The sequence below is a fragment of the Burkholderia sp. 9777_1386 genome, from assembly GCF_015712265.1.
GTDB lineage: Bacteria > Pseudomonadota > Gammaproteobacteria > Burkholderiales > Burkholderiaceae > Burkholderia > Burkholderia cenocepacia.
The window spans coordinates 57,216-83,268 of record NZ_JACCQB010000032.1; the positions used below are offsets into that span (position 1 = coordinate 57,216).

Annotated in this window: 23 protein-coding genes; 7 read left to right on the forward strand and 16 right to left on the reverse strand. The window is 68.2% G+C overall.

Annotation, left to right across the window (positions count from 1 at the left end; genetic code table 11):
- Positions 1–161: 161 nt before the first annotated feature.
- Positions 162–3,701 (reverse strand): ABC transporter ATP-binding protein, encoded by a 3,540-nt coding sequence (locus H0X91_RS22375; protein WP_058902970.1) that lies wholly within the window; start codon positions 3,699–3,701, stop codon positions 162–164.
- A 119-nt stretch (positions 3,702–3,820) separates the two neighbouring features.
- Here H0X91_RS22375 and H0X91_RS22380 point away from each other — a divergent pair, with 119 nt between their 5' ends.
- A complete protein-coding gene (locus tag H0X91_RS22380) occupies positions 3,821–4,768 on the forward strand; it encodes a LysR family transcriptional regulator (protein WP_006486231.1) in 948 nt (315 codons plus the stop codon).
- A 42-nt stretch (positions 4,769–4,810) separates the two neighbouring features.
- Here H0X91_RS22380 and H0X91_RS22385 read toward each other — a convergent pair whose 3' ends face one another.
- Positions 4,811–5,182 carry an MAPEG family protein gene (locus tag H0X91_RS22385; RefSeq protein WP_006495095.1) on the reverse strand — a complete coding sequence of 124 codons (372 nt, stop codon included), beginning with the start codon at positions 5,180–5,182 and terminating at the stop codon, positions 4,811–4,813.
- Positions 5,183–5,483: 301 nt separating this feature from the next.
- Between H0X91_RS22385 and alr the strand changes: the two genes are divergently transcribed.
- Positions 5,484–6,605 (forward strand): alanine racemase, encoded by a 1,122-nt coding sequence (gene alr / locus H0X91_RS22390; RefSeq protein WP_058902969.1) that lies wholly within the window; start codon positions 5,484–5,486, stop codon positions 6,603–6,605.
- A gap of 260 nt (positions 6,606–6,865) precedes the next feature.
- Here alr and H0X91_RS22395 read toward each other — a convergent pair whose 3' ends face one another.
- Both H0X91_RS22395 and H0X91_RS22400 read right to left on the reverse strand, forming a co-directional pair.
- On the reverse strand, positions 6,866–7,660 hold the full coding sequence (locus H0X91_RS22395) for an enoyl-CoA hydratase (RefSeq protein ID WP_006495098.1): 795 nt from the start codon (positions 7,658–7,660) through the stop codon (positions 6,866–6,868).
- 184 nt (positions 7,661–7,844) lie between these two features.
- A complete protein-coding gene (locus H0X91_RS22400; protein WP_196433354.1) occupies positions 7,845–9,278 on the reverse strand; it encodes an MFS transporter in 1,434 nt (477 codons plus the stop codon).
- A gap of 137 nt (positions 9,279–9,415) precedes the next feature.
- Between H0X91_RS22400 and H0X91_RS22405 the strand changes: the two genes are divergently transcribed.
- Positions 9,416–10,306 carry a LysR family transcriptional regulator gene (locus H0X91_RS22405; protein ID WP_006491368.1) on the forward strand — a complete coding sequence of 297 codons (891 nt, stop codon included), beginning with the start codon at positions 9,416–9,418 and terminating at the stop codon, positions 10,304–10,306.
- 30 nt (positions 10,307–10,336) lie between these two features.
- Here H0X91_RS22405 and H0X91_RS22410 read toward each other — a convergent pair whose 3' ends face one another.
- From H0X91_RS22410 to H0X91_RS22435, 6 genes are all read right to left on the reverse strand, one after another.
- Positions 10,337–10,795, reverse strand: coding sequence for a DUF3592 domain-containing protein (locus tag H0X91_RS22410; protein ID WP_034202500.1), 459 nt, complete (start codon positions 10,793–10,795; stop codon positions 10,337–10,339).
- 145 nt (positions 10,796–10,940) lie between these two features.
- Positions 10,941–11,306 carry a response regulator gene (locus tag H0X91_RS22415; protein ID WP_006486240.1) on the reverse strand — a complete coding sequence of 122 codons (366 nt, stop codon included), beginning with the start codon at positions 11,304–11,306 and terminating at the stop codon, positions 10,941–10,943.
- Positions 11,307–11,335: 29 nt separating this feature from the next.
- On the reverse strand, positions 11,336–12,295 hold the full coding sequence (locus tag H0X91_RS22420; RefSeq protein ID WP_048989105.1) for a chemotaxis protein CheX: 960 nt from the start codon (positions 12,293–12,295) through the stop codon (positions 11,336–11,338).
- Positions 12,296–12,317: 22 nt separating this feature from the next.
- Positions 12,318–12,899, reverse strand: a complete 582-nt coding sequence (locus H0X91_RS22425) for a hypothetical protein (protein ID WP_058902967.1) — start codon at positions 12,897–12,899, stop codon at positions 12,318–12,320.
- Positions 12,896–13,624, reverse strand: coding sequence for a methyl-accepting chemotaxis protein (locus tag H0X91_RS35260; RefSeq protein ID WP_058903588.1), 729 nt, complete (start codon positions 13,622–13,624; stop codon positions 12,896–12,898). The genes H0X91_RS22425 and H0X91_RS35260 overlap by 4 nt, the downstream gene beginning before the upstream one ends.
- Before the next feature lie 22 nt (positions 13,625–13,646).
- Positions 13,647–16,022, reverse strand: coding sequence for an MCP four helix bundle domain-containing protein (locus H0X91_RS22435; RefSeq protein ID WP_062910522.1), 2,376 nt, complete (start codon positions 16,020–16,022; stop codon positions 13,647–13,649).
- Between the two features lie 57 nt (positions 16,023–16,079).
- Here H0X91_RS22435 and H0X91_RS22440 point away from each other — a divergent pair, with 57 nt between their 5' ends.
- Entirely contained in the window at positions 16,080–16,307 is a 228-nt protein-coding gene (locus H0X91_RS22440) for a hypothetical protein (RefSeq protein WP_077021721.1), read from the forward strand.
- 115 nt (positions 16,308–16,422) lie between these two features.
- Here the strand turns inward: H0X91_RS22440 and H0X91_RS22445 are convergent, their stop codons facing one another.
- Both H0X91_RS22445 and H0X91_RS22450 read right to left on the reverse strand, forming a co-directional pair.
- On the reverse strand, positions 16,423–16,830 hold the full coding sequence (locus H0X91_RS22445) for a type II toxin-antitoxin system VapC family toxin (RefSeq protein WP_058902965.1): 408 nt from the start codon (positions 16,828–16,830) through the stop codon (positions 16,423–16,425).
- Positions 16,827–17,069: an antitoxin gene (locus H0X91_RS22450; protein WP_006491146.1), complete on the reverse strand. Its 243-nt coding sequence runs from the start codon at positions 17,067–17,069 to the stop codon at positions 16,827–16,829. Before H0X91_RS22450 ends, H0X91_RS22445 begins: the two co-directional genes overlap by 4 nt.
- Before the next feature lie 258 nt (positions 17,070–17,327).
- Here H0X91_RS22450 and H0X91_RS22455 point away from each other — a divergent pair, with 258 nt between their 5' ends.
- Positions 17,328–18,011 carry an alpha/beta hydrolase gene (locus H0X91_RS22455; RefSeq protein ID WP_196433355.1) on the forward strand — a complete coding sequence of 228 codons (684 nt, stop codon included), beginning with the start codon at positions 17,328–17,330 and terminating at the stop codon, positions 18,009–18,011.
- Between the two features lie 71 nt (positions 18,012–18,082).
- Here the strand turns inward: H0X91_RS22455 and H0X91_RS22460 are convergent, their stop codons facing one another.
- On the reverse strand, positions 18,083–19,588 hold the full coding sequence (locus H0X91_RS22460; protein ID WP_006491141.1) for an amino acid permease: 1,506 nt from the start codon (positions 19,586–19,588) through the stop codon (positions 18,083–18,085).
- Between the two features lie 78 nt (positions 19,589–19,666).
- Complete coding sequence (gene aspA, locus H0X91_RS22465; protein ID WP_006491136.1) at positions 19,667–21,073, reverse strand: aspartate ammonia-lyase; 1,407 nt, start codon at positions 21,071–21,073, stop codon at positions 19,667–19,669.
- A 141-nt stretch (positions 21,074–21,214) separates the two neighbouring features.
- Here aspA and H0X91_RS22470 point away from each other — a divergent pair, with 141 nt between their 5' ends.
- Positions 21,215–22,189 carry a LysR family transcriptional regulator gene (locus H0X91_RS22470; protein ID WP_034202506.1) on the forward strand — a complete coding sequence of 325 codons (975 nt, stop codon included), beginning with the start codon at positions 21,215–21,217 and terminating at the stop codon, positions 22,187–22,189.
- Between the two features lie 57 nt (positions 22,190–22,246).
- Here the strand turns inward: H0X91_RS22470 and H0X91_RS22475 are convergent, their stop codons facing one another.
- A complete protein-coding gene (locus H0X91_RS22475) occupies positions 22,247–23,308 on the reverse strand; it encodes an asparaginase (protein ID WP_006495109.1) in 1,062 nt (353 codons plus the stop codon).
- 325 nt (positions 23,309–23,633) lie between these two features.
- On the opposite strand from H0X91_RS22475, the gene H0X91_RS22480 reads away from it, so the two are divergent.
- Complete coding sequence (locus tag H0X91_RS22480) at positions 23,634–25,853, forward strand: TonB-dependent receptor (protein ID WP_062910523.1); 2,220 nt, start codon at positions 23,634–23,636, stop codon at positions 25,851–25,853.
- 45 nt (positions 25,854–25,898) lie between these two features.
- Here H0X91_RS22480 and H0X91_RS22485 read toward each other — a convergent pair.
- Positions 25,899–26,053, reverse strand: a 155-nt coding sequence (locus H0X91_RS22485; RefSeq protein ID WP_134319733.1) for an aldehyde dehydrogenase family protein, incomplete at its 5' end; no start/stop codon positions are given.

Genomic DNA, 26,053 nt, shown 5'->3' on the forward strand with positions numbered 1-26,053 from the left:
CGGATCGCGCCGCGCCGAGGGGCGGCGGCACGGGGAGAGAAGATGGGTGCGCCGTGCCGCGATGGCCGTGCGCGCCGAGCCGGCAACCGCCGGCTCGGCTCAATGCGGGTGGCGAAACGCCCGGGCAATGGCCAACGGGCAACGCGCCGATGCCGCGCCGCTCACGCCGCGACCCCGCTCGCCTGATGCGACACGAGCCGCGCATACGCGCCCTGCCGCGCGATCAGTTCCGCGTGGCGCCCGGCCTCGATCACGGCGCCCTGCTCCATCACGAGGATCAGGTCGGCATTGCGCACGGTCGACAGGCGGTGCGCGATGATGATCGACGTGCGCTGCGTCATCAGGTCCTCCAGCGCCGCACGGATCTGCTGCTCGCTGATCGTGTCCAGGTGCGACGTCGCCTCGTCGAGGATCAGCACCGGCGCATCCTTCAGGAACGCGCGCGCGATCGCCACACGCTGGCGCTGGCCGCCCGACAACTGCACGCCGCGCTCGCCGACGCGCGTCGCGAGCCCGTCCGGCAACCGCGCGACGAAGTCGCCGAGCGCCGCGTGATCGATCGCGCGCCGCACGTCCGCGTCGGACGCATCGTTCGCGGCGAGCCGGATGTTCGCTTCGAGCGTGTCGTTGAACAGATAGGTATCCTGCGCGACGAGCGCGATGTGCTGCCGCAGGTCGTCGAGCCGCAGGTCGCGCAAGTCGACGCCGCCGAGCGTCACGCGGCCCTGCTGCGGGTCCCAGAAACGCAGCAGCAGGCTCGCGACCGTCGACTTGCCGGCGCCCGACGCGCCGACCAGCGCGACCGTGCTGCCGGGCGGCACCTCGAAGCTCACGCGGTCGATCGCGGGCACGCCGCGCCCCGGATACGTGAACGACACGGCCTCGAACCGCACCGCCGGATCGCCTGGCATCGCGTGCGCGCCGTCGGTCACCGTCACGGGCTCCTTCTCCAGCGCGCGCAAGCGGCGCGTCGACGCGATCGTGTCGGCCAGCTGGCGCGCGACCTGGCCGATTTCGGCGACCGGCATGAACGCGGCCACCGCGACCAGCACCAGCAGCGGCAACGACTCGCGCGGGAACCCGCCGCGGGCGCACAACCATGCGCCGAGCGCCGCGACCGCCAGCCCGCCGAGCCCGCTCGCGACTTCCAGCGCGGCGCTTTGCGTCGACAGATCGTCGAGCAGCTTCGCGCGCTGCCGGCGGTACGCATCGACCTCGGCCACGAACGCCGCGCGCCGGCGCCCGATCGCCTGGAACGCGGTCAGTTCCGCGAGCCCCTGGATCGTTTCGGTCAGGTGCGCGCCAAGCTGGCCGAGCGCTTCGCGCGCGCCGGTGCCGAGCCGGTCGACGTCGCGCCGGGCCAGCACGGGCGCGAGCCCGGCCCACAGCAGGAACGGCAGCAGCACGAGCGCGAGCGGCCACGCGACCGACGCGAGCAACACCAGCACGCCGGCCGGCACGAGCACCGCGACGAATGCCGGCGCCAGCGTGTGTGCGTAAAAGTATTCGACGGTCTCGACGTCCTGCGTCGCGAGCGACACGAGATCGCCGGAACGGCGGCGCAGCAGCCCGGCCGGCGCGAGCCGTTCGAGCGTCGCGAACAGCGCGATGCGCATTTCCGCGAGCAGCCGGTACGCCATGTCGTGCGCGAGCCACGATTCGAGCCAGTGCAGCACGGCCGCGACCGGCGCGATCACGAGCAGCGCGGCCACCAGCCCCGTGCCGACCTGGCCGGTCGGCACCGCGCCGACCACCCGCGCGCCGAGCACGCCGACGCCGATGAACGCGAGCACGCGGCCGATCCCGAACAGCACGGTCAGCACCACCTTGCCTTTCCATGGACGCACGAAGCGCAGCAGCGTCCGCACCGTTTCCGGCCAGCCGATCGTCGCCGCGTCGTCGTTCAGCGGCCGCACCTGCGGGCCCGACGACGCACGCGCGGTCGCGCCGGCCGCCGCCGTCGTGCCGACGGATTCGGCGACCGCTTCCAGTTGCGGCCCCATCAGCCGGCGATACGGGCCGTCGCGTGCGATCAGCGCCGCATGCGTTCCTTCGTCGACGACCTGCCCCTGGTCGAGCACCAGGATGCGATCGGCGCCGATCACGCTGGACAGCCGGTGCGCGAGCACGAGCGTCGTCCGTCCGCGCGTGAGCCGGTCGAGCGCCTGCTGGATCAGCGCTTCGTTTTCCGCATCGACCGACGACAGCGCCTCGTCGAGCAGCAGGATCGGCGCATCGCGCAGCAGCGCGCGGGCGATCGCGATGCGCTGGCGCTGGCCACCCGACAGCACGAGCCCGCGTTCGCCGATGCGCGTCGCGTAGCCGTCGGGCAGCGCCGAGATGAAATCGTGCGCGTTGGCCGCGCGCGCGGCCGCGATCATGTCGGCATCGCTCGCATCCGGGCGGCCGAGCCGCAGGTTGTCGCCAACGCTGCCGTCGAACAGCGTCGCATCCTGCGCGACGACCGCGATCATGTCGCGCACCTGGTCGGCAGCGAGGGTCCGCACGTCGTGGCCGCCGATCCGGACCGCGCCGCCCTGCGCGTCGTGCTGGCGCAGCAGCAGGCGCACGATGGTCGACTTGCCGGCCCCGCTCGGCCCGACGATCGCGACCGTCTCGCCTTCGCGTACCGAGAAACTCAGCGCCGCATGGGCATCCGCGCGGCGCCCCGGATACGCGAAGCGCACGTCGTCGAACGCGATCTCCGGCCGCAGGCCCGCCACGCGCGGTGCGTCGGCGGCCGGCGCCTGACTGCCCGCGTCGAGCAGCGCATGGATCGCATGCGCCGCCGACTGGCCGATCATCCCCTGATGCAGCACCGCGCGCAGGTCGCGCAGCGGCCGGAAGATCTCGCTGCCGGCCATCAGCACGATCAGCAGCGCCTCGAGGCTCATGTCGCCGTGCCGCACGCGCCACGCCCCCACCGCGATCGCCGCGGCCGCGCCGAGGCCGGTGCCGAGATCCGTGAAGAACCGCGTCAGCAAGCCGAGCGCGAGCACCCAGAACGTGCTGTCCGACAGCGCGCGCGCCTTCGCGGCCAGCTTCGCGCCGAACGCGCTGCTCTGCCCGAACGCCTTCAGCGTCGGCAGGCCCTGCACCGCGTCGAGAAACTCCTCGCCGAACGCCTTGAACGCGGCCGAACGGGCGAGCGCCGCGCGCTGGTCCGCGCGATGCACGAGCTGCGGCAGCGCGAGCGTGACGAGCGCCGCGACCAGCAGGATCGCGGCCGTCGGCACGTCCCACCACGCGAGCATCGCGAAGATCATGATCGGCGCGCATGCGGCGATCACGAGCTGCGGCAGGTAGACGCCGAAGAAGGTCTGCAGCTGCTCGACGCCGTCGACGACGGCCAGCATCACGCCGCCCGTGCGTTCGCCGCTGAACCATGCGGGGCCGAGCGCGGCGATCCGGTCGAACAGCCGCGCGCGCAGCGTGGCCTGCACCCGGCCGGCCGTGTGCTGCGCAAGCACCGTGCGGCGATGATCGAGCCATGCACGCAGCAGCACGCAGGCCGCCGTTGCCACGACGGCTTCGCCGATGCCGCGCGCCGGCGCGCCGGAGAAAACCAGCGCCAGCACGCGGCCGAGAAACACGAAGCGGAGGATGCCGACACCCATCGCGAGCAGCCCGAGCGCGACGGCCGCCGCCACCCGCCAGCGCAGTCCCGTCATCATTGCCCATAGTCGTCGGTCGAAATACATGCAGCCCTCCGGTCGGTGTTTCGTTGCGTTTTTCTGGACCGGATCGAGGCTACCCGCGCGGCCCGCGCGCGGCAAAAGATGATTTTTCAACGGGTGTTGAGTCAACTACAATACCCCGCATGTCGCACCTTCCTCCCCTCAGCGCACTGCGTGCTTTCGAGGCGGCCGTCCGCCTCGGCGGGTTCGCGCGCGCGGCGGCCGAGCTGAACGTGTCGACCAGCGCGGTCAGCCACCAGATCCGTTCGCTCGAGGAATCGCTGGGCGCCAGGCTGCTCGAACGCAGCACGGGGCTCGGCGGCATCAGCCTCACGCCGGCCGGCACGCGCCTGCTGCCGGCCGTCAGCGATGCGCTGTCGCGTCTGACCGACGCATGCGCCGAGATTCGCGGCACCGCGCAACGGCTCACCGTGTCCGCCAACGCGCCGTTTTCGTCGATGTGGCTCGCGCGCCGTCTCGCGGAATTCTCGTCGCTTCATCCCGACACCCCGCTGCATGCGGTCGTGCTCGACGACGAGCCGGATTTCGCGCGCAGCGGCGTCGACCTGGCGATCGTGCACGTACCGGCGCACCGGCTGCGGGCCGACGACGACGTGCTGATGCGGGAAACCGTGTTTCCGGTCTGCAGTCCCGAACTGTTTCCGTACGCCTCGGGGTACGTGTGCCGCTCGCGGCTGCTGCAGGAAATGCACGAGGACAGCCCCGAAATCGACTGGCGCAACTGGGCGGTGCACTTCGGCTTGCCAGACGACTTCGAGACGAAGATCGTCCGTTACAGCAGTTTCAGCCAGGTGATCGGCGCGGCCGTGGGCGGCGCGGGCATCGCGCTCGGGCGCGTACCGCTGATCGAGCCCGAACTGCGCAGCGGGCGCCTGGTGCCGCTGGTGCCGGGCCTCTCGCGCGATGCGTCGTGGCGCTTCGTGCTGCGCCGCCATCCGTCGACGCGACACCGGCTGCTCGATCCGTTGATCGCGTTCCTGCGCAACGAAGCGGACGCGCCGCCGTTCGTCTCGAAGAAGGTTGCCCCCGCATCCAACGACAGTCACGCACGGGGCGCGGGCGGCGCCTGACGCGCCGGCTCGCGAAGCCGGCCCGCGTTGCCGGCGAACCGCTTACGGCGTCGCGAAGAACAGCGCGACGACGCACGCCATCCCGCCGAACCACACGAGCGAGCGCAGCGACGCCCAGTTCAGCAGGTACATCAGCGCATAGACGACGCGGATCGCGACGAACGCCATCGCGAGCTGGTCGACGCGATGCACGTTCGCGCCGTTGTGCCACGCCACCACCAGCGCGGCCGTGAACAGCGCGAGCGCTTCCCACGAATTCTGATGCGTGGCCTGGGCGCGGGCACGCCAGCCTTCGAGCTTCGCCAGGTACTCGCGCGGCGCGCGGTTGTCGTAACCCTTGCGGGCCTTGGCGAGAAACGTCATCGGGAACGGCAACAGCGCCACGATGAACAGGCACAGCTGGGACGTCGTCATCAAAGTCTCCTCCGTTATGATTACATTGATCAATGACAAGATCGCCGAGAGCTTAGCATTGCGGCATGCCGTTCGCGCACCGGTTTTCTAGACGGGAGACTCGGCCGGGCAAGCCGCGGGAGACGGCGTGCGGCCCGCTGCGGCGCCAAAATTTCCACCAAATCGTCGACAAATACGTTAATTAAAACTGGTCGAACACCAATAAGATAGCGTTCAACACTGGCTTGGCGCGATCGCGCCAGCCCACCGTTTCACGCCGCGCCAACCGCGCACCGAACGACATCCGACCCGAGCCCTTGCCATGCCCCGTCCCATCGTCGCCCATATCCGCCCCGGCGCCGTCCGCCACAACCTCGACTTCATCCGCCGCACCGTCGCGCCATCGCGCGTGTGGGCCGTGATCAAGGCCAATGCGTACGGCCACGGCATCGAACGGATCTATCCGGGCCTCGCGGCCGCCGACGGCATCGCGCTGCTCGATCTCGACGAAGCCGTGCGCGTACGCGAGCTCGGCTGGGACAAGCTCGTGCTGCTGCTCGAAGGCGTCTTCGAACCGGCCGACGTCGAACTCGCCGATCGCTACCGGCTGACGGTCGCCGTGCACTGCGACGAGCAGCTCGACCTGCTGATCGCCGCGAAGCCGAAGCAGCCGATCGACATCCAGCTCAAGATGAATTCCGGCATGAACCGGCTCGGCTATCGGCCGGCCGCGTTCCGCGCCGCGTGGGAACGCGCGGCGAGTGCGCCGTCGATCGGCAAGATCACGTTGATGATGCATTTCGCGAACGCCGACGAAGGCGAAGTCGACTGGCAGTTGGAGCAGTTCGACGCGACCACGGCCGGGATTCCGGGCGAGCGCTCGGTGTCGAATTCGGCGGCCGTGCTGTGGCATCCGCGCGCGCATCGCGACTGGGTGCGGCCCGGCACGATCCTGTACGGCGCGTCGCCGACGGGTGCTGCGCGGCATATCGCCGACACGCCGCTGGTGGCCGCGATGACGCTGACCAGCAAGATCATCGGCGTGCAGACGCTCGCGCCGGAAGAGACCGTCGGCTACGGCCGCCGCTTCACGGCCGACCGGCCGATGCGGATCGGCGTCGTCGCGTGCGGCTACGCGGACGGCTATCCGCGCCACGCGCCGACCGGCACGCCGATCGCGGTGGACGGCGTGATGACGCGCGTCGTCGGCCGCGTGTCGATGGACATGCTGACCGTCGACCTGACGCCTTGCCCGAACGCGGGCATCGGCTCGAGCGTCGAGCTGTGGGGCGACCAGGTGAAGGTGGACGACGTCGCGGAAGCCAGCGGCACGATCGGCTACGAGCTGATGTGCGCGCTCGCGCGCCGCGTGCCGGTCGTGATCGTGCCGCCCGGCGCATCGACCGTGCAAGCGCCGCTGCGGACGGGGAGTTACGGACGCTGACCGGCGCCGGTACTACAGTGCTGCGGTGCTGCGGTGCTGCGGTGCTGCGGTGCTGCGGTGCTGCGGTGCTGCGGTGCTGCGGTGCTGCGGTACGTGACCACGTCGCCGCGCATGCCGTGCTTCTTGCTGGCGGGCCGCCTCGGGCAGGCCGTCAGCTCTGCGGCGAACCGCTTACGCAGACCGACGACGACACGGTCCGCCGTTGCGCGTTGCACAACGACGGACGCCGACGCGTTCTCTTATTCGCCTCCGTCAACGCATCACGAACGCCACGTCGGCTTCCGCTTCTCGAGGAACGCGTCGATCCCCTCGCCCGCATCCTCTTCCATCATGTTGCGCGCCATCACGTCGCCCGCATACGCATACGCTTCGTCGAGCGGCAACTCGCGCTGACGATAGAACATTTGCTTGCCATAACGCACCGCGGCCGGGCTCTTCGCGACGATCTCCGCGACCTTGCGCGCGACGGCTGCATCGAGGGCATCCTCGGGCACGGCTTCGTTGACGAGCCCCCACGCGGCGGCCGTCGCCGCATCGACGAAGCGCCCGGTCATCAGCATGTCGAACGCGCGCTTGGCCGTGACGTTGCGGCTCAGCGCGACGGCCGGCGTCGAGCAGAACAGCCCGACGTTGATGCCCGACACCGCGAAGCGCGCGGTATCGGCCGCGATCGCGAGGTCGCACGCGGCGACGAGCTGGCAGCCGGCCGCCGTCGCGATGCCGTGCACGCGTGCGATCACCGGCACCGGCAACGCGCGCATCGCGAGCATCACGCGGCTGCACTGCGCGAACAGCGTGCGGTAGTAGTCGAGTTCGGGCTTGCCGCGCATCTGCCGCAAGTCGTGGCCGGCGCAGAACGCCTTGCCTTCGGCGGCCAGCACGACGCAGCGCACGTGCGGATCGGCCGCCAGCGTATCGAACGCATCGTGCAGGGCCGACAGCATCGCTTCGGACAACGCGTTGAACTGCTGCGGGCGATTCAGCCGCAGCGTGACGACGCCGTCGTGCGCGTCGCGCAGCAGGATCGGCTCGGCGGTCTGTTGATCGGGTTCCATGGGGCTCCGCTGGACGGGGGTCGACAGGTTGCGCGGCGAGGCGGGCGAGTGGTCATCGCGCCCGCTCGCTCGCGGCATATCCCGGAAATGGTCCTCCACATTGCGCACCGCGTCCAGCCGCGTCGCCGCATGCGCGTGCGCGGCGGCCTGCCGGCCACTACGCCACACCTTTGCCGCTCGTGCGTCAACGGCGCGGCTGCGGCTGCGCGGCTTCCACGCGGCCTGCCGTCCTCGCCGCCAGCGCGGCCATCGCATAGGCGACGCATCCGAGCGCCGCGACCGCCCACAGCGCATCGGCCGGATCCGGCAACAGGATCGTCGCGGCGCCTGCGACGGCCACGCCGAGCAGGCTGCCGGCCTGCCGCGCCGCGTTGAGGAACCCGGATGCCACGCCCGCCGCGTCGGCAGGCACCTGTTCGAGCACCGTCGCGATCATCGGCGCCACCGACAGCGCGGTTCCGGTGCCGAATGCGACCATGGCCGTCCAGACCACCGGCCACGGCGCACGCAGCGCGAGCGCAAGCGCGATCGCCGGAACGGCCAGCGCCGCCATCGCGAGGCCGTTTGCCATCAGCCTGACCGGACGCACCCGGCCGTGCAGTTTTCCCGACAGCAGATTGCCGAGCGACAGGCTCAGCGCGAACGGCAACAGCGTCAGCCCCGTCTGCCGCGCACTCATGCCGAAGCGCCCGTGCAGGTACAGGCTCAGCACGAACAGCAGCCCGAAGTAGCCGACATAGACGAGGCTGCCCATCAGGTTCATCGCGACGAAGACGCGATTGCGAAACCACGCGAGCGGCACCATCGGATGGCGGGTACGCCGCTCGATGACGACCAGCACCGCGGCGGCGAGCGCGGCGACCAGCAGCGCGCACCGGACCTCCGTGGCGCCGACGCCGCGCGTCGGCAGTTCGATCACCGCGAAACACAGCGCACCGAGCGCCGTCGCGCCGACGCACTGGCCCGCCCAGTCGAACGGGCGCACGTCCCGCGCGGCCGACGCCCGAACGAGCGCCGCCGCGCCGGCAAAGGCGACCGCGCCGGTGGGCACGTTGATCAGGAACGCGCTGCGCCAACCGAAATCGTCGACCAGGATTCCGCCGAGTACCGGCCCCACGGCGACCGCGACCGACGCGATGCCGGCCCACACCGCGATCGCCCGCGCGCGCTCGGCCGGCACGTCGAAGGTGCTGCGCACGATCGCGAGCGACGCGGGCAGGAAGAGCGCGGCGCCCATGCCCTGCCCGAAACGGGCGACCACGAGGATCGCCACCGACGACGCGCCCCCGCACGCCGCCGACGCGGCGACGAACAGCGCCAGCCCGGCCAGATACACGTGCTTCGCGCCGAACCGGTCGGACAGCGCGCCGCCCGCGAGGATCAGCGCGGCGAAGCTGAGCGTGTACGCGTCGACGATCCACGCGAGTTCCGCGACCGTCGCGCCGAGGCTCGTGCGCATCGCCGGCAGCGCCACGTTGACGATCGTCGAATCGAGCACCGCCATGAACATGCCGACCGCGACGAGCGCCAGCGTCAGGCGCTGCTCGCGCGCCGTCGGGTGGTTCGGTGTCGCCACCGAGACGAGTGCGGGGACGGAAACGGAATGGCAGTCGGACATGACACCTCCAGGCAGATGCCGGGAGTCTAGGACCGGCCGCGCGATGCGGAAAAGTGATAATTTCGCATTTGCCTGATGCAGATCTGCATCACCGATTCCCGCCCGTCGCCACCAGCCCGATGACACAATCGATCCGCATGAACTGGGACAACGCCCGCTTCTTCCTCGCGCTGGCGCGCACCGGCACGCTGCGCGGCGCCGCGGCACAGCTGAACGTCGACCAGGCGACGGTCGGGCGCCGGATCGCCGCGCTCGAGGACGAACTGTCGGCCCGGCTGTTTCTCCGCACACCGACCCTCTATGTGCTGACGACCGCGGGCGAAGCGCTGCTCGAACCGGCCGAAACGATGGAACGCGCATCGCTGACGATCGAGCGCCGGGTAATGGGGCTCGACGAGCAACTGGCCGGGTCGGTGCGCATCGCCACGACCGACACGCTCGGCAAGCGCTTCGTCGTTCCGGCGATCGCCCGCGTGCGGCGCAAGCATGCCGGCATCGACGTGGTATGCGTGACGTCGGCGCAAATCACCAACCTCACGCGCCGCGAGGCGGATCTCGCGATTCGCACGTTGCGGCCGGAATCGCCGGACCTGATCGTCAGGCGGCTCGGTCATCTCGAAACGGGCATCTACGCATCGCGCCGCTACCTGGCCGAACGCGGCGAGCCGGTCGCCGGCAGCGCGTTCGACGGGCATGATCTGGTGATGTACCAGCAACCGGTGGTGCCGACGATGTGGGACGCGCTGTGCGGCGAACCGACTTCGCGCGGCCGCGTGATGTTCCAGACGTCGTCGACGATGATGCTGGTGGAGGCCACGCTCGCGGGGCTCGGCATCGCGGAGCTGCCGTGCTTCCGCGCCGACACCGAGCCGGAACTGGTGCGCCTCATGCCGCAGCGATGCAATCATTTCGACGTGTGGCTCGTCGCCCACACCGATCTCTACAAGACCGCGCGCGTGCAGGCGGTGATCGAAGCGGTCGTCGACGAATTCGCGACGGCGGCGAGCGCGACGACCGCTGCCCGATAACGCGGGTTTCAGGCTTTTCAGGCTTTCGCGTCAGCGCACCGGGGGGTGTCTCCGGCTACGCGAGGCACGCACGCCCGACCACACCTGACCGACGCCGACGGCGAAAAAAACCATACCCATCGCGCCGATGGTCAGCACGGTGCCCCAGATCGCGCCGAACGTGTTCATCCGCGCGGTCGTCCTCGGCGCGTCCGGCGCATAGCGCACTTCGACCGTCGCGCCGTCCTCGACGCTGACTTCGCCGCCTTGCGCATAGTCGACCTGCTCACCCGCGAGCGTCGTGAACGTGATCTCCGGATGATGCGGACCTGCGTTCAGCTTGACCACGCGCCCTGGCACGACGACCGACGTTCGCAGGAATTCGCGTGTCGACTGCGCGTACAACGCAGTGCCGATCAGCATGCACGTGCCCACGATGGTAAAAACGATGCCCTTCGCGATCCGCCACTCGATGTGCTGCGCAGCGGGTCGCCCGATTTCAGTTGCCATCTGCTTCGTTCCGCTCCTGATGTTCGTCAATGCCGGGCATGCGGCGCATGATGCGCCGCCACGCCGCCCTCGGCATCCGGCAGGATACGGACATCCCGGCACGCTGTAAATTGCGTACGCAAGCCCGCGCCGGGCCGCTCGCGCGTCAGCCCGCGAGCTTCTTCAGCGCGTCGAGCACCGCATCGCCCTTGAACGGCTTCACGATCCAGCCCTTCACGCCGGCGGCCTTGCCGCGCTCCTTCATCGCCGGGCTGCTTTCGGTCGTCAGCATCACGACGTTGACCGCCGTGTTCGCCAGTTCGCCGCGAATCTTCTCGACCATCGTCAGGCCGTCCATGTTCGGCATGTTCACGTCGCTGATCACGAGGCGCACGCCGGGCGTCGCCTTGAGCTTCGCGAGCCCGTCCTTGCCGTCGACGGCCGTCGCGACGTCGAGCCCGTGATTGCGCAGGAAGCCGGCCACTTCGTCGCGCACCGTGCCCGAATCGTCGACCACCAGAATCTTTGCCATGTCGTATTCCCCTTTCGTTGTTGCTGACTTCAAAACAGTTCGAGTTCGCCCGATTCGACCATCGGCCCGACGTCCTGCACCGATTCGCGGAAATCTTCCGGCGACCAGCTGAGGCTGAACACGAAACGCTGGTCGAGACGGACCGAACGCCCCGATGCCGGATCGGTCATCCGGTACTTGAAACAGAGCTGCGGGCAGTCGCCGCCGAACGAGATGAACTTCTGCTTGTGATTGACGACGAGCGGCACCTGCACCGGATGGCGCGCCAGCGCCTCGGCGTCGCCGAGATAGCGGTTCTTGAACGCGCCCCACACGAGGTTGGTCAGCTCGCCGAGCACGCTGTTCACGTCGCGGAAATCCGGCGCGCGGCCGCCGTCGCGCGTGCCGCCGAGCATGTCGAGCAGCGGCTGCTCGCTCGTCTGCAGCAGCATGTAGCCGCGGCACCACGCGCTTTCGAGCGCGATCAGGCTGAACACCTCGCCGAAGATGATCTGGTCGCGCACGATGCACGGCGTGTCGTGCTCGATCGTCATGCCCGGGAACAGGCTGTCGAGGCGCGCCTCGGTGATCTCCGAGATGCCGCGCACCAGCGCGTTCGGGTAGTCGCGGCCGAACAGGTATTCGTCGATCGCGCGCTCGAGCGGCGTCATGTCGTCGGCGACGTAGGCCGCGCATGCGACGCGCGCCAGCGCGTCCGGCAGCCCGTCGCGCGACGCGAGCGATTCGCGGCGCAGGATGATCGGCAGCTCGGGCCGCAGCGCGTCGATCTGCGTCGCGATGATCGCGCTCTCGGCAGGCGAGCCGCCGTAATCCTCGGCCAGCAGGATCGCGCCGAGATCGATGTTCGAGCGCAGCACCTTCAGCAGCCGGCTGCGCCGCACGGTCAGGCCGACCAGGTTGTGCTCGTCGCAGAAACGCTTGATCGCGTCGGCGTGCACGCGGCTGTCGTCGAGCACGAGCACCTTGCTGACGGGTTGGTCTTCGGTCATCTCACGGGTTCCTGATGGTCGGTCAGAACAGTTCGAGCTCGCCGCCGGTTTCCACCGTGGCCGTTTCCGGCACATGGAAATCGACCGGCGCGTTCGCGCACACGCACAGCGTCGCGCCGACCCGCACGTCGCCGTCGAGCGTCAGGTCGTACGCAGCCACGTAATCGGGCGCGAGCGCACGCATGTAGTCGATGCTCGCGCCGCTCAGCAGGTAAGGCGTCGACATCCCGAGATCGGGAAACGGCGCGGTCAGCGCCTGGTTGATCGCGCCGCAACACAGGTTCGCGACCTCCATGAACGCTTCGGTCAACGGCCGCTGGCTGCTCGTGCCCGCAGCCGTGCCGGCGAAATGGCGGCGCGTCGCGTCGTCGTCGCTGAAGCGCAGCGCGAGCAGCAGGCGGAAATGCAGCGCCGAGATCGTCAGCACGGCCACGTGTTCGGGCACCTTCGGCTTCGATCGCGATTTCGCGAGCACGCGATCGGGCGCGTCGGGGTCGTGACCGGCGGCCGGCCGGATCTCGCACGCGCCGCCGGCCGCGAGCCGCGTGCGCGCGGCATCGAAAAAGATCCGTTCGAAACCGGCCCTCGCCTGCGCACTGATCACGCGGCTTCCCCTTCGATTCGCGCGTGCAGTTGCCCGGCCAGCGTCTCGACGGTCGCGAGCGCGGCCGTGATCATCTTGCCGCCGGCCTGGATGTCCTGGAACGTCGCGGCCGTCACGAGATCGTTGCGGTTCAGGCTGTCGCGATAGCTGTTCGACAGTTGCTGCGAGCGCGCGGCCAGCCCGCGCACCTCGCTCGCGACGATCGAGAAGCCGCGCCCGGCCGTGCCCGCGCGCGCGGCCTCGATCGACGCGTTCAGCGACACGATCGATACGTGCGCGACGATCGCGGACAGTTCCTGGTTCTTCGTGCGCATGTCCTGGTTCTGCGTGGTCAGCGAGATCATCTGCTCGTGCCAGCGCTCGAACGTGCCGGCGAGCCCGCGCAGGCGCGCGGCTTCGTCGGCGATCTTCAGCGCGTGCTGCGCGAGCGCCGCGCGGTCGGCCGACAGCGCCTGCAACGCGTCGCGCTGCGCGCCGTTCGCGGCGGTCTCGCGCATCAGCGCCTCCGCCAGTTGCGCCTCGCGTTGCGCCCATGCGTCGGCGGCGTCCGCATGCGCCGACGCCGCTTCATCGGCGCGTGCGCCGGCTGCATCGAGCGCGTCGCGCAACGCATCGGCCTCGCGCGTGAGCGCCGCGACGAGCCGCCTGCGCGTCACGCGCAACACGACCGCCGCCGCCACCGCGACGACCACGCCGCCCGCCAGCGCGGCGGCCACCTGAATCATCCACGCCTGCTCGATCACGCCGTCACTCCGCTGCGCCGATATCCGCGATGCGCGCCCGCTGCGCGTGCGCGGCACCGTCCGCCGCGAAGCGCGCCGGCAGCGACACGATCGTCTCGAACGCGCGATACGGCGCGCCGACGCGATCGTCGGTGAAGCGCAGCGCGATATCGCCGCCGTCGCGCTTCAGGAAATTGCGCACCGCGTCCATGCCGACGCCGCGCCCCGATACTTCGGTCACCGTCTGCGCGGTCGAGAAGCCCGGCCGGAAGATCAGCTCGGCGACCTCCTCGTCGGACAGCGCCACTTCGCTGTCGGCATCGATCCAGCCGCGCTCGCGCGCGATGCCGCGAATCCGGTCGAGCGCGAGGCCGCGGCCGTCGTCGCCGAGCACGAACCACAGCTCGCCGCCGCCCACGCCGACCGCGATGTCGATCGTGCCGGACGCCGCCTTGCCGGCCGCGCGCCGCTCGTCGGACGATTCGATCCCGTGGTCGATCGCATTGCGCAGCAGGTGCATGAACACGTTCTTCAGCGTCGCGACGATCTCGCTGCGCACGCGCTGGCCGTGACTGTCGATATGTACGACGGGCGCCGGCTTGCCGAGCTCGGCCGCAAGCGACGGCAGCGACTCGATCACGCCGCCGAGCGCGTCGCCGATCCCTTGCGTGCCGAGCTGGCTCAGCATGCGCCGCACCGCATCGCGCGCCGCGTGCCAGTCGGACGCGTTCGCCGGATCGGCGCCGTCGAGCACGCGCAGGCTCTCGCTGATGTGCGCGCGCTCGACCATCAGGTAGTCCGCGCCATGCTGCGCCGGCTCGCCGCTGCGGCCGAGCGTGACCGCGTTGATCGTCGCGTAGTGGTCGACGGCTTCACGTACGCGCGCCAGATCCTCCATCAGCGCGTCGCGGTTCCACTCGGGGCCGCTGTCCGCGCGGCGCAGCGATTCGTACGCCTGCTCCGCTTCGTGGACGATGTTCGTCAGATGCTGCAGGCTGTACGTGCGCGCATTGCCCTTGATCGTGTGCATGTTGCGGAACAGCGCGGCGACGATCGAGTGATCGGCGCGCTCGTGCTGGCGGATCATCCGCTCGTTCTCGCTGAGGAAGCCCTTCGCGCTGTGCACGAAGTCGTGGAACTTGTCCTGGCTGATCGACAGGATCTCGCCGATCATCTCCAGGCGGCGCTGCTGCTCGCCGGCCTGCGCGGTCAGCTCGCGGATCTCGGTCACGTCGCGCACGCACAGCATCAGGCGCACGACCGTGTCGGTCTCGTCGGTGATCGCCGACCAGCTCAGGTCGAGCCACTTCTCGCGGCCGTCCGGCATCCGCTTCGCGACCTCGTTGACGAGCAGGTGCTCGTTGAACGCGAAGTTCATGCTGTCTTCGCCAAGGCATGCGTGCACGGCCGCGTCGACCTGCGAGCGCGCGTCGGCGCCGATCGCCGAATCGTCGAACACGAGCGCCATCAGGTCGCGGCCGGCGATGTCGTTCGTCTCGAAGATGGTTTCGAGGTACGCCGAATACTCCGCATGCACGACGCCGCCTTCGACGACGGTCAGGATGCCCTGCTGCATGTTCTGCAGCATCGCCTGGATGTCGGCCGTCTTCTGCTTCAGTTGCGCGGCGTTCTCCTGGATCTTCTCGATCATCCCGTTGAACGCGACGATCGAGTGGCCGATTTCGTCCATCCGGCCCACCGGCACGCGGCGCGTGAAATCCTGGCTCGTCGCGATCTCGCTCATCGCCGTCTGCATCCCGATCAACGGGCGCGTGATCTGGCGATACAGCACGAAGCCGAGCGCGGTCAGCAGCACGATCACCGTGCCGGCGACGCCCGCGATCGCGGTCGCCGTGGTCGCGAGCATCCCGTTCAGCGCGCCGATCGCGTCGTCCTTCTGGCGGTTCTTCTCGACGCGCAGCGTGTCGACGATGCTTTCGAGCTCATCGCGATACTGCGCGACGTTCGCGAACAGGTAGGCCTGCGCCATCTCGGCCTTGCCGTCCGTCTTCATCTTCACGGTGTCGTCGATCGCCGCGAAGTAGTTCACCGCGCTGTCCTTCGCCTGCGTGACGAGGCCTTGCTGCGCCTGCCCGACCGCCGATTTCGCCTGCGCGTCGAGTGCGGCGCGCAGCGCGGCCTGCTTCGCCTTCAGCTCGTCGCGCGCCTGGGCGGCGGTGTTCGCGTCGGGCGCGTAGACGAGCGTCATCGTCGCGATCTGGATGTTCTTCACATCGGCGACGAGATCCGCCGACGCGAGCGCGCTCGGCACGATTCCCTGGGTGACCTGACGCACCTCGGATGCGCTCTTGCGCGTCTGGTACACGGCATAAGCGCCGATCGCGGACAGCGCGAAGAACGTCAGGACGACTAGCAGCGTAATGCGATGACGGATGGTCATGAGTACAGCTCCCCGCAGCGATCCGGGTTCGATCGCCCTCTGGTCTATTGAAAGAATATGAGCGCCGAATTATCGGGGATGGTGTATGACTGTCCGATGACCGAAAATCAATCGGTCATTGAGAAAAATGAAATGAATAATTGCGCGGTGAAAAGCCTAAAGTTTTTGGTCGGCTTGCCGTTAACTTTCCGCCGCCATGCCCCGTATGGATGCGGCGTTCGACGAATCGCACGAATAGCGGATATTCATTGTTTTATTCATGCTCCGCAAAATCCGTTCTATTGAATGCCGGCAAAACGTTTGCGTATTATCGGCGAATCGTTTTTCCTGGCATCTTTTTATGCTCGACGCGGGGTTTGTCGGGCAGGTTCGTTAATGTCGATCTTGCATGACCTGCCGTTCAGTCTGCGTTCGGTTCGGCGAGCCAGTCTTCGAATTGCAGCCGCGGAACGCGCTCGAATTCGCGGACGTTGTGCGTGACCAGCACCAGTTGTCGTGCGCGCGCCTGCCCTGCGATCAACGCGTCGTATGGACCAATCGGCGTGCCGGCCGCGATCAGGTGCGCGCGAATTTCACCCGCATGCTGTGCATCCTCGGTGTCGAACGATACGACCTCGAACTGCAACGCGTCGACACGCGCGACGTTCGCAGCCGCTCGCTGGCTCTTGTACGCGCCGTAGTAAAGCTCGTGCGCGACGATCGCGGGAATCCCGAAATCGGCCGGGTGCCAGGCATGCAAACGGGCCAGTATCGCCGGCTCGCCTTTGAGAATGGCGATCACCGCGTTGGTATCCAGCAGGAATTTCATTCGAACACGTCCAGGCCCGAGCGCTCCTGAGCGGACGGCTGTGTGGTCGCTGCAGCCTCGAAATCGGCGTCCACCGGACCGATCAGCGGTGCCAGCCAAGCCCAGTCTTGCGGCATCGGCTCGAGAATGACGGCCGCCCCGTGGCGGCGGATGCGAACCTCGGCCGTATCGAAGCGGAAATCCTTCGGTAGCCGGACAGCCTGCGAGCCGCCATGCTTGAAGAGCTTTGCAGTATCCATCGCTCCATCCTCACGTATCTACAGAATGTATCTATTTTATCAACTGTACGTGAGAATGACGAGTCGTCCACTTGGCCTGTCGTCGGCGTATATCCGGGCCGTCCGGCCATGCCTGGCCGCGTGACATCGCGATCCGTTCCCGCAACGAACGGTGCCCCGATTCATTCCGCTCAGGAAACAATCAATCCCGCCCCGGCGATTCCCCTGCCGATCCGCCCGCTCTAGACTGTCGCATCGACCTCTTTCCGGACCCACGCGATGACCGACGCCCTGCCGCTGACCGCCGATCCCGATTCCGGCCTGCAGTACCGGCTGCGCCCGGCCGCTGGCCGCCCCGCCGCGCGCCTGTTGCTGCTGCACGGCGTCGGCGGCAACGAAACCAACCTGCTGAACGTGGCCGACGTGATCGATCCGCGCATCGAAATCGCGTTCCTGCGCGGCCCGCTCACGTTCGGGCCCAGTCAGCATGCGTGGTTTCCGGTGCGTTTCGGCCCGAACGGCCCTGAAATCGATGCGGCGCGCGCGGACGAGAGCCGCGTGCAACTGATCACGCTGCTGCATGCATTGCGCAAGCAGGATGGCGCGGCACCGGCTTTGCCGACCGTGATCGCCGGCTTCAGCCAGGGCGGCATCATGAGCGCGAGCGTCGGCCTCACGTCGCCGGGCGATGTGAGTGCGTTCGCCGTGCTGTGCGGGCGCATCCTGCCGGAAATCGATCCGCTGATCGGGCCGCGCGACGCGCTGCGCCCGCTTCACGCGCTGATCATGCATGGCCGCTTCGACGACAAGCTGCCCGTCTCGTGGGCGGACAAGGCCGACGCGACACTCGCGGCGCTCGGCGTCGCGCACGACACGGGGCTGTATGCGGCCGGGCACGAGCTGACCGCGGAGATGGCCGGCGATTTCGGCCGATGGGTCGGCGCGCGCACCGGGTTGAACTGACTCGAACCCGACGCACCGGGGCGCCCGCCCGCGAACGGACCGGCGCCCCGGTGCATGACGTCACGCGCGCGTCACGCGTTCCGCGCAGGATCCGCAACGGCACGCACGGATGCCGGCATCGCCGCCGCCCGCTCGCGCTCGGCGCCACGTTTCGCCAGCTTCCAGCCGATCACCAGCGCGAGCACGACGACGGGAATCGTCGCGATGGTCCACGTGCCGCCCGGATAGTCGAACGCCATCAGCACCAGCACGCCGACGAGGAAAGCGAGCGTGAGCCACGACGTGAACGGCGCGCCCGGCATCCGGAACGACACGGCCTTCATCTCGCCGCGATCGACCGCGCGGCGGAACAGGATCTGGCACATCACGATGAAGCCCCACGTCGTGATGATCCCGAGCGACGCCATGTTCAGCACGATCTCGAACGCCTGGGCCGGCACGATGTAGTTCAGCGGCACGCCGATCGCGTTGATCGCCACCGTGATCAGGATCCCGCCGTACGGCACGCCGCGCGCGTTCATCCGCGACACGAAACGCGGCGCCGAGCCGCCCATCGCGAGCGAGCGCAGCACGCGGCCCGTCGAATAGAGGCCGGAATTCAGGCTCGACAGCGCGGCCGTCAGCACCACGACGTTCATCACCGTGCCGACGTACGGCACGCCGAGCTTGCTGAAGAACGTGACGAACGGGCTTTCGTGCGCGCTGTACGCGGTCCACGGCAGCAGCATCGTCAGCAGCACGACCGAGCCGACATAGAACAGCGCGATGCGCCACATCACGCTGTTGATCGCCTTCGGCAGCACCTTGCGCGCATCGGCCGTCTCGCCCGCGGCGACGCCGACGAGCTCGATGCTCGCGTATGCGAACACGACACCCTGCACGATCAGCACGGCCGGCAGGATCCCGTGCGGGAAGATCCCGCCGTGATCCGCGATGACATGCAGCCCCGGCATCTGCCCCGCCACCGGATGGCCGCTCGCGAGAAACACCGCGCCGACCGCGAGAAACACCGCGAGCGTGCCGACCTTGACGAGCGAGAACCAGAACTCCATCTCGCCGAACACCTTCACGCCGATCATGTTCATCACCGACACGATGCCGAGCGCGCCGAGCGCGAACACCCATTGCGGCACGTCGGTGAAGACGGCCCAGTACTTCATGTAGATCGCGACCGCGGTGATGTCGACGATGCCGGTCGTCGCCCAGTTCAGGTAGTACATCCAGCCCGCGACGAACGACGCCCGCTCGCCCATGAACTCCCGTGCGTACGACACGAAGCTGCCGCTGGTCGGCCGGTGCATCACCAGCTCGCCGAGCGCACGCATGATCAGGAACGCGAACACGCCGCACACGAGATAGACGAGCGCGAGCGCGGGCCCCGCGCTTTGCAGGCGCCCGCCCGCGCCGAGAAAGAGGCCGGTGCCGATCGCACCGCCCATCGCGATCATCTGCACGTGCCGCGGCTTCAACTGCTTCGCATAGCCGGCTTCGTGCGACGCGAACATCGCATCGGGATCGGCATGAGCGGCATCCGCGCCGCCGGCCGGGCCGGCCGGGCGTTCGCTGGTGTGTTTCATCGTGAGTCTCCGTCGTTTGTTGATGTGTCGCGCCCCGCTTCGGGGGGCGCTTTCGGTACGGTCGCGAACCGGCCGGCGTCAGCGCGCCCGCGGCCGGATCAGCGCTTCCGGTTGCAGCGCTTCGTCGAGTTGCGCAGCGGTCATCAGCTCGCGGGCCAGCACGACCTCGCGGATCGATTTGCCGGTCGCATGCGCTTCGGCGGCCACGGCGGTCGCGCGCTTGTAGCCGATGTACGGATTCAGCGCGGTCGCGAGCGCGACCGAGCGCTCCATCGTTTCGCGCAGCCGCTCGGGGTTCGCGGTGATGCCGCTCACGCAGCGCTGCGCGAGCGTCGTGCAGGCGGCCGTCAGGTGGCTGAAGCTGCGGAACAGCGCGCTCGCGATCACCGGTTCGAACGCGTTGAGCTGAAGCTGGCCGGCCTCGGCCGCGAAGGTGATGGTCAGGTCGTTGCCGAACACCTCGAACGCGACCTGGTTGACGACTTCCGGGATCACCGGATTCACCTTGCCGGGCATGATCGACGAACCGGCCTGCACCGGCGGCAGGTTGATCTCGCCGAAGCCCGCGCGCGGGCCGCTCGACAGCAGCCGCAGGTCGTTGCAGATCTTCGACAGCTTGACGGCGATCCGCTTGAGCACGCCCGACACCTGGACGAACGCGCCGCAATCCTGCGTCGCCTCGATCAGGTTCGGCGCGGTGCTCAGGTCGAGCCCGGTGATGCGCCGCAGCGCGGCCAGCGCCTTCTCCGCGTACTCCGGATGCGCGGTGATGCCCGTGCCGATCGCGGTCGCGCCGAGGTTGATCTCGCGAATCAGCCAGCCGGCCTCCTGCAGCCGCGCGATGTCCTCCGTCAGCATCACCGCGTAGGTCGAGAACTCCTGGCCGAGCGTCATCGGCACCGCGTCCTGCAACTGCGTGCGGCCGAGCTTCAGCAAGCCGGCGAACGCGTCGGCGCGCTCCGCGAACGCATCGCGCAGCCGCGCCATCGCTTCGAGCAGATGCTCGACCGCGAAGCACGTCGCGATCCGGATCGCGGTCGGATAGACGTCGTTGGTGCTCTGCGCGAGATTGACGTGTTCGTTCGGATGCAGGTATTCGTACTGCCCGCGCGCGTGCCCCATGATTTCGAGCGCGCGGTTGCAGATCACCTCGTTCGCGTTCATGTTGGTCGACGTGCCGGCGCCGCCCTGGATCACGTCGACGACGAACTGGTCGTGCAGCCGCCCTTCGCGGATCTCGACGCACGCGGCGGCGATCGCATCGCGGTACGGCCGCGGCAGCAGCCCGAGTTCGCAGTTGGCATCGGCCGCCGCTTCCTTCACGGCCGCGAGCGCCATCACGAGGTACGGCAGCGACGCAATGGTGCGGCCCGAAATGTCGAAATTCTCTTTCGCGCGCAGCGTGTGGACGCCGTAGTAGGCGGCATCCGGAATACTTCGTTTCCCTAAAAGATCCGCTTCGACGCGGAAGCCGTTTTCTGCCATCGTGCCCTCCTGAATGTCTCGTGCCGCTCGTCGTGCGCCGCTTCCCGACGCGACGGGTTCGCATTCTATGCCTTTGCAAAAACAACCTCGCTTCTGTATTATCGAAAGCGGTTTTGCGTGGGACGCAACAGCGAGAATCGAATGAAAACAGGCGCGAGGGAAACCGGCATCGATCACCTGGGCGCGATGCGCGCGTTCGTGCGCGTGGTCGAAACGGGGAGTTTTTCGGCGGTCGCGAAGGAGATGCACGTGTCGACGTCGACCGTCGCGCGCAAGGTGACGGCGATCGAGGAAGCGCTCGGCGTCGCGCTGCTGCACCGCTCGACGCACAGCGTGACGCTCACCGAGGCCGGCCACATCTACCTGGAGCGCGCGGTCACGCTGATCGCCGATCTCGACGACACGCTGCGCGTCGTCGCCGAGCTGAATGCGCGGCCGAGCGGCCCGCTGAAGCTCACCGCGCCGGTCGCGTTCGGGCGGCGTCATCTGGCGCCGCTGATCGCGCCGTTCCTGGCGCGCTATCCGACCATCCAGCTCGACGTGCGGCTCACCGACAACCACAACGACCTCGTGGCCGGCGGCTTCGACCTCGACATCCACGAAGGCGAGAACTACCTGGATAACCTCGTCGTCCACCGGTTGTCGCGCAACGACAGCATCCTGTGCGCGACGCCCGGCTACCTCGACCGCTGCGGGCGGCCGGCGACGCCGGACGACCTCAAGCATCACAACTGCCTGCGCTACGTGCACCCGGAAGGCGATCCGCGCTGGGATCTCGTGAGCGGCGACGCGCACCACAGCGTGCTGCCGGCCGGCAATCTCGTCACCGACCATTCGGAATTGCTGCTGGATGCGACCTGCGCGGGGCTCGGCATCGCGGAATTCGAGATCTGGCTGGTGCGCGACCTGCTCGCGAGCGGCCAGCTCGAAGCCGTGCTGCCGCGCTACCGGCTGCAGAACAGGCTGACCGGCGAATTCATCTACATCGCGTATCTGGCGAACCGGCGCAGCTCGGCGAAGCTGCGCGTGCTGAAGGATTTTCTCGCGGAACATCTCGCGCAGATCGGCGAGCTGTCGGAGCGGGAGCTGGCGAAGATTCGCGACCTACGCGCATAGTGCGCGCCGACGCGCGGCCCGGATCACAGGCCGGCGGCATCGGCTCGGTAACGGCGTTCAGGCCGCCTGCAATTCGAACGGGAACGTCGCGTGCCCGAACTCGACGCCCTGCGTGTTGAGCATCCGCGGCCGGTGGAAGCCGGCCAGTTGCGCGCGCTGCTCGGCGGTGCCGATCCGCAGCCGCTCGAGGATTTCGCTGACGACCATATACAGCACGTCGAGATTGCCGTCCTCGATCTTCACCGAAATGCCGAGCGCGCCGTCCGCACCGAGTTCCCGCGTGCGTTCCGACGCACGCACGCCGATCCCGTAGCATGCATCCGCGCCGAGCTTGCCGACCACCTGCCCGCCGAATGCGTTCATCAGCACCGTGCAATAGCGCCCTTCGCCCGCCACCAGTTCCGGATACGCGGTCATCGAACGATGAATGCGCGCCAGCGCGCGAACGCGATCGGTAACCGCGCCGCCGGCTTCCACCGCGTCCGCACCGTCGGCCAGCGACGCATAAAGGCGCGCGAGGCGATCCAGCGAGAACGCCGGCGTCGGCAGGTTGCAGCCATCGATCGCCCAGTCGACCTCGTCGTCGCGCAAGCCGCACGCATCGGCCACCACGTGCTTCACGCGCACCTGCATCGGATGGTCGGGCAGATGGTAATCGGCGATCGCCGCGCCGATCGCCTGCGCGCCGGCCAGCATCCCGACATGCTTGCCGGAACAGTTGCTGCACACGCCGGTCGGCGTGTAGTCGCGCTTGATCCACGACCGGTACACCGCGTCGGACAGCGGCGGATGGCCGCCGCAGCGCAAATCCGCTTCGTGCGCGGCGACCTTCTCGAGCATCGCGCGCGTGCGCGCGATGTGACGGTCCTCGCTGCTGTGCGACGCGCACATGAGCGCGATGTCCGCGTCGTCGAAGCCGAAGCGTTCCGGCGCGCCCGTCTCGATCACCGACAGCGCCTGGGCCGGCTTGGCCGCCGACCGCGCGAGCGTGATCCGGAACGGATCGCCGAACCGGGACAGCAGCCTGCCGCGTGCATCGACGACCGCCACATGGGCGACGTACGTGTTCTCGATCGCATTGCCGCGGTATGTGACGACTGCTGCGCGTGGGGTGTCCATCGTGTCCTGTCTCCTTGCCTGGGGGCCTGACTGCCGGGGCCCCTCAACCGGTACGGCAGTGTAGCGAGTCGCCGCCGCCGCGCGGCGGCCCTGTCATGGAAAGCGGTGTTGCACGCGACGCAAAGGCGATCGCGCCCCCACGAACGCCCGACTGAATGAGTACAAAAACCATTCAATCGTTTACAGATTTGACACTAATCCGTAGAATTGCGACCGAAAACGCGAATCATACGCATTTACATTGACGTTTTCCGATGTTTCGGGCACGCCCCGCTGGCATCGAGAAAAACGCGTCCGATCACCGAACCTTCCGCTGCTTCCCGATATGCCCGCCCAGTTCAAGACGAGGCCTCGCACCCTCGTATCGGCACTGACCTGCTCCGTGTTCCTGACGCCGCTGCTCGCCTCCGCCGAAACCGCTCCCGCTTCCGCTCCTGCCGCCGACGTCCCGGCGACGCTGCCGACGATTGCCGTGCAGTCGTCCGCGCTGTCGGACATGCAGGTGAAACGCTCGCCGTCGTACAAGTTCACCGCGCCGCTGCTCGATACGCCGCGCTCGGTCACGGTGATCCCCGAGCAGTTGATCAAGGAGAAGAACGTCACGTCCTTCGCGGACGCGCTGCGCTCGGTGCCGGGCATCACGTTCCTCGGCGGCGATGCGGCGGCGAACCCGTCGGCCGACCGTCCGGTGATCCGCGGCTTCGAATCGCGCAACTCGATCTTCGTCGACGGCATGCGCGACTCCGGCCTGCAGAACCGCGAGACGTTCGCGGTCGAGCAGATCAGCGTGATCAAGGGCCCCGATTCGGTCTACGCGGGCCGCGGCTCGGTGGGCGGCAGCATCGACATCGTCACGAAGACGCCGCAGAACGACAACTTCATCAACAGCAGCATCGGCTTCGGCACCGACGGCTACAAGCGCGCGACGGTCGACGCGAACCGCAAGATCAACGACACGACGGCCGTGCGCCTGAACGTGATGGGCCACGACGCGAACCAGGCCGGCCGCAACGACGTGTACAACAAGCGCTGGGGCGTCGCGCCGTCGATCGTGTTCGGGCTGAACACGCCGACCACGGTCACGGTCAGCTACTACCACATGAACTCCTACGACATGCCGGACTTCAGCGTGCCGTTCCGCGCATCGGGCGGCACGCCGGTGCCGACCGATCGCGGGCAGTTCTTCGGGCTCAACACGCGCGACTACCGTTACGGGCAGACCGATACCGGCGAAATTCGCGTCGAGCACAAGCTCAATGACACGTGGAAGCTGAAGAACACGACGATGTTCGGCCGCTCGACGCTCGATTACGTGGCGACGAATCCGCAGATCCTCGCGTCGAACCCGAACATGCTCGGGCTGCAGGCGAAGAGCGGCAAGTACGCGCTGAACGGTTTCTCGAACCAGACCGAAGTGACGGGCAGCGCGAGCCTGTTCGGGATGAAGCATACGATGACGGCCGGCGTCGAGTTCAGCCACGAGCAGGCACGTTACGAGGGCTATCTCGTGTCGGATTCGGCCGGCAACAACATCCGCTCGAACAGCCCGTGCGCGGTGGTCGGCAACTGCACGCCGCTCGCCGGCGGCTGGAACCCGAACATGCCGTGGACCGGCAGCATCGTACTGAACGGCGACAAGGGCTTCCCCGGCGCGACGACGAACACGCGCACCGATACGGTCTCCGCGTACATCTTCGACACGGTGAAGCTGTCCGAGCGCTGGCAGTTCAACACGGGGCTGCGCTTCGACCGCTACGACACGACCGGCAAGCAGGCCGGCGTCGCCGACCTGTCGAACACGTCGAACCTGTTCAGCTACCAGTTCGGCCTCGTGTTCAAGCCGATGACCAACGTGAGCCTGTACGCGTCGTACGGCACGTCGTCGAACCCGCCGGGCTCGAACGGCGGCCTCGGCGGCGGCACCGACCAGATCACCGCGACCAACCAGGATCTCGCGCCCGAACGCGCGCGCAACATCGAGATCGGTGCGAAGTGGGACGTGCTGCAGGATCAGCTGTCGCTGACGTCCGCGCTGTTCCAGACCGAAAAGACCAACGCGCGCGTCAGCGACGGCCTCGGTCACACGGTCAACGCGGGCAAGCAGCGCGTGCGCGGTTTCGAATTCGGCTTCGCGGGCAACCTGACGCAGAAGTGGCACGTGTTCGGCGGCTATTCGTACCTGAACGCGATCACGACCGACGCGGGCCCCGGCAGCCCGGGCGCATCGGGCCTGCCGATGGTGATGGTGCCAAAGCACAACTTCACGCTGTGGACCAGCTACGACGTGATGCCGAAGCTCACGCTCGGCGCGGGTGCGACGGTGATGAGCAAGACCTATGCATCGGTATCGCCGACCGTGAAGAAGTGGACGCCCGGCTATGCACGCTTCGACGCGGCCGCGACGTGGCGCGTGAACAAGACGATGGACGTTCAACTGAACGTGCAGAACCTGTTCGACAAGAAGTATTACGCGAGCGCGTATCCGATCTACGCGACGTGGGCGCCGGGCCGTTCGGCGATGGTCACGCTCAACTTCTATCAGTAACGCCGCCGGCGACGGGAGGGCGCGCCGCGCCCTTCCCCGCCGCGTTCACCACGGCAGCGAATACGTCTTCACGTTCGTGAAGCTCTTCATCGCTTCCTGCACGCCCTCCTTGTAGCCGAGCCCCGAATCCTTCACGCCGCCGAACGGCGTCAGTTCGAGCCGATAGCCGGGCACTTCGCGCACGTTCACGCTGCCGACTT

Bases quoted from the DNA above. Each gene is read 5' to 3' on its own strand.
- H0X91_RS22375 (WP_058902970.1), bottom strand. From the start codon at position 3,701: ATGTATTTCGACCGACGACTATGGGCAATGATGACGGGACTGCGCTGG.
- H0X91_RS22380 (WP_006486231.1), top strand. From the start codon at position 3,821: ATGTCGCACCTTCCTCCCCTCAGCGCACTGCGTGCTTTCGAGGCGGCC.
- H0X91_RS22385 (WP_006495095.1), bottom strand. From the start codon at position 5,182: ATGACGACGTCCCAGCTGTGCCTGTTCATCGTGGCGCTGTTGCCGTTC.
- alr (WP_058902969.1), top strand. From the start codon at position 5,484: ATGCCCCGTCCCATCGTCGCCCATATCCGCCCCGGCGCCGTCCGCCAC.
- H0X91_RS22395 (WP_006495098.1), bottom strand. From the start codon at position 7,660: ATGGAACCCGATCAACAGACCGCCGAGCCGATCCTGCTGCGCGACGCG.
- H0X91_RS22400 (WP_196433354.1), bottom strand. From the start codon at position 9,278: ATGTCCGACTGCCATTCCGTTTCCGTCCCCGCACTCGTCTCGGTGGCG.
- H0X91_RS22405 (WP_006491368.1), top strand. From the start codon at position 9,416: ATGAACTGGGACAACGCCCGCTTCTTCCTCGCGCTGGCGCGCACCGGC.
- H0X91_RS22410 (WP_034202500.1), bottom strand. From the start codon at position 10,795: ATGGCAACTGAAATCGGGCGACCCGCTGCGCAGCACATCGAGTGGCGG.
- H0X91_RS22415 (WP_006486240.1), bottom strand. From the start codon at position 11,306: ATGGCAAAGATTCTGGTGGTCGACGATTCGGGCACGGTGCGCGACGAA.
- H0X91_RS22420 (WP_048989105.1), bottom strand. From the start codon at position 12,295: ATGACCGAAGACCAACCCGTCAGCAAGGTGCTCGTGCTCGACGACAGC.
- H0X91_RS35260 (WP_058903588.1), bottom strand. From the start codon at position 13,624: ATGATTCAGGTGGCCGCCGCGCTGGCGGGCGGCGTGGTCGTCGCGGTG.
- H0X91_RS22435 (WP_062910522.1), bottom strand. From the start codon at position 16,022: ATGACCATCCGTCATCGCATTACGCTGCTAGTCGTCCTGACGTTCTTC.
- H0X91_RS22440 (WP_077021721.1), top strand. From the start codon at position 16,080: ATGAGCGCCGAATTATCGGGGATGGTGTATGACTGTCCGATGACCGAA.
- H0X91_RS22445 (WP_058902965.1), bottom strand. From the start codon at position 16,830: ATGAAATTCCTGCTGGATACCAACGCGGTGATCGCCATTCTCAAAGGC.
- H0X91_RS22450 (WP_006491146.1), bottom strand. From the start codon at position 17,069: ATGGATACTGCAAAGCTCTTCAAGCATGGCGGCTCGCAGGCTGTCCGG.
- H0X91_RS22455 (WP_196433355.1), top strand. From the start codon at position 17,328: ATGACCGACGCCCTGCCGCTGACCGCCGATCCCGATTCCGGCCTGCAG.
- H0X91_RS22460 (WP_006491141.1), bottom strand. From the start codon at position 19,588: ATGAAACACACCAGCGAACGCCCGGCCGGCCCGGCCGGCGGCGCGGAT.
- aspA (WP_006491136.1), bottom strand. From the start codon at position 21,073: ATGGCAGAAAACGGCTTCCGCGTCGAAGCGGATCTTTTAGGGAAACGA.
- H0X91_RS22470 (WP_034202506.1), top strand. From the start codon at position 21,215: ATGAAAACAGGCGCGAGGGAAACCGGCATCGATCACCTGGGCGCGATG.
- H0X91_RS22475 (WP_006495109.1), bottom strand. From the start codon at position 23,308: ATGGACACCCCACGCGCAGCAGTCGTCACATACCGCGGCAATGCGATC.
- H0X91_RS22480 (WP_062910523.1), top strand. From the start codon at position 23,634: ATGCCCGCCCAGTTCAAGACGAGGCCTCGCACCCTCGTATCGGCACTG.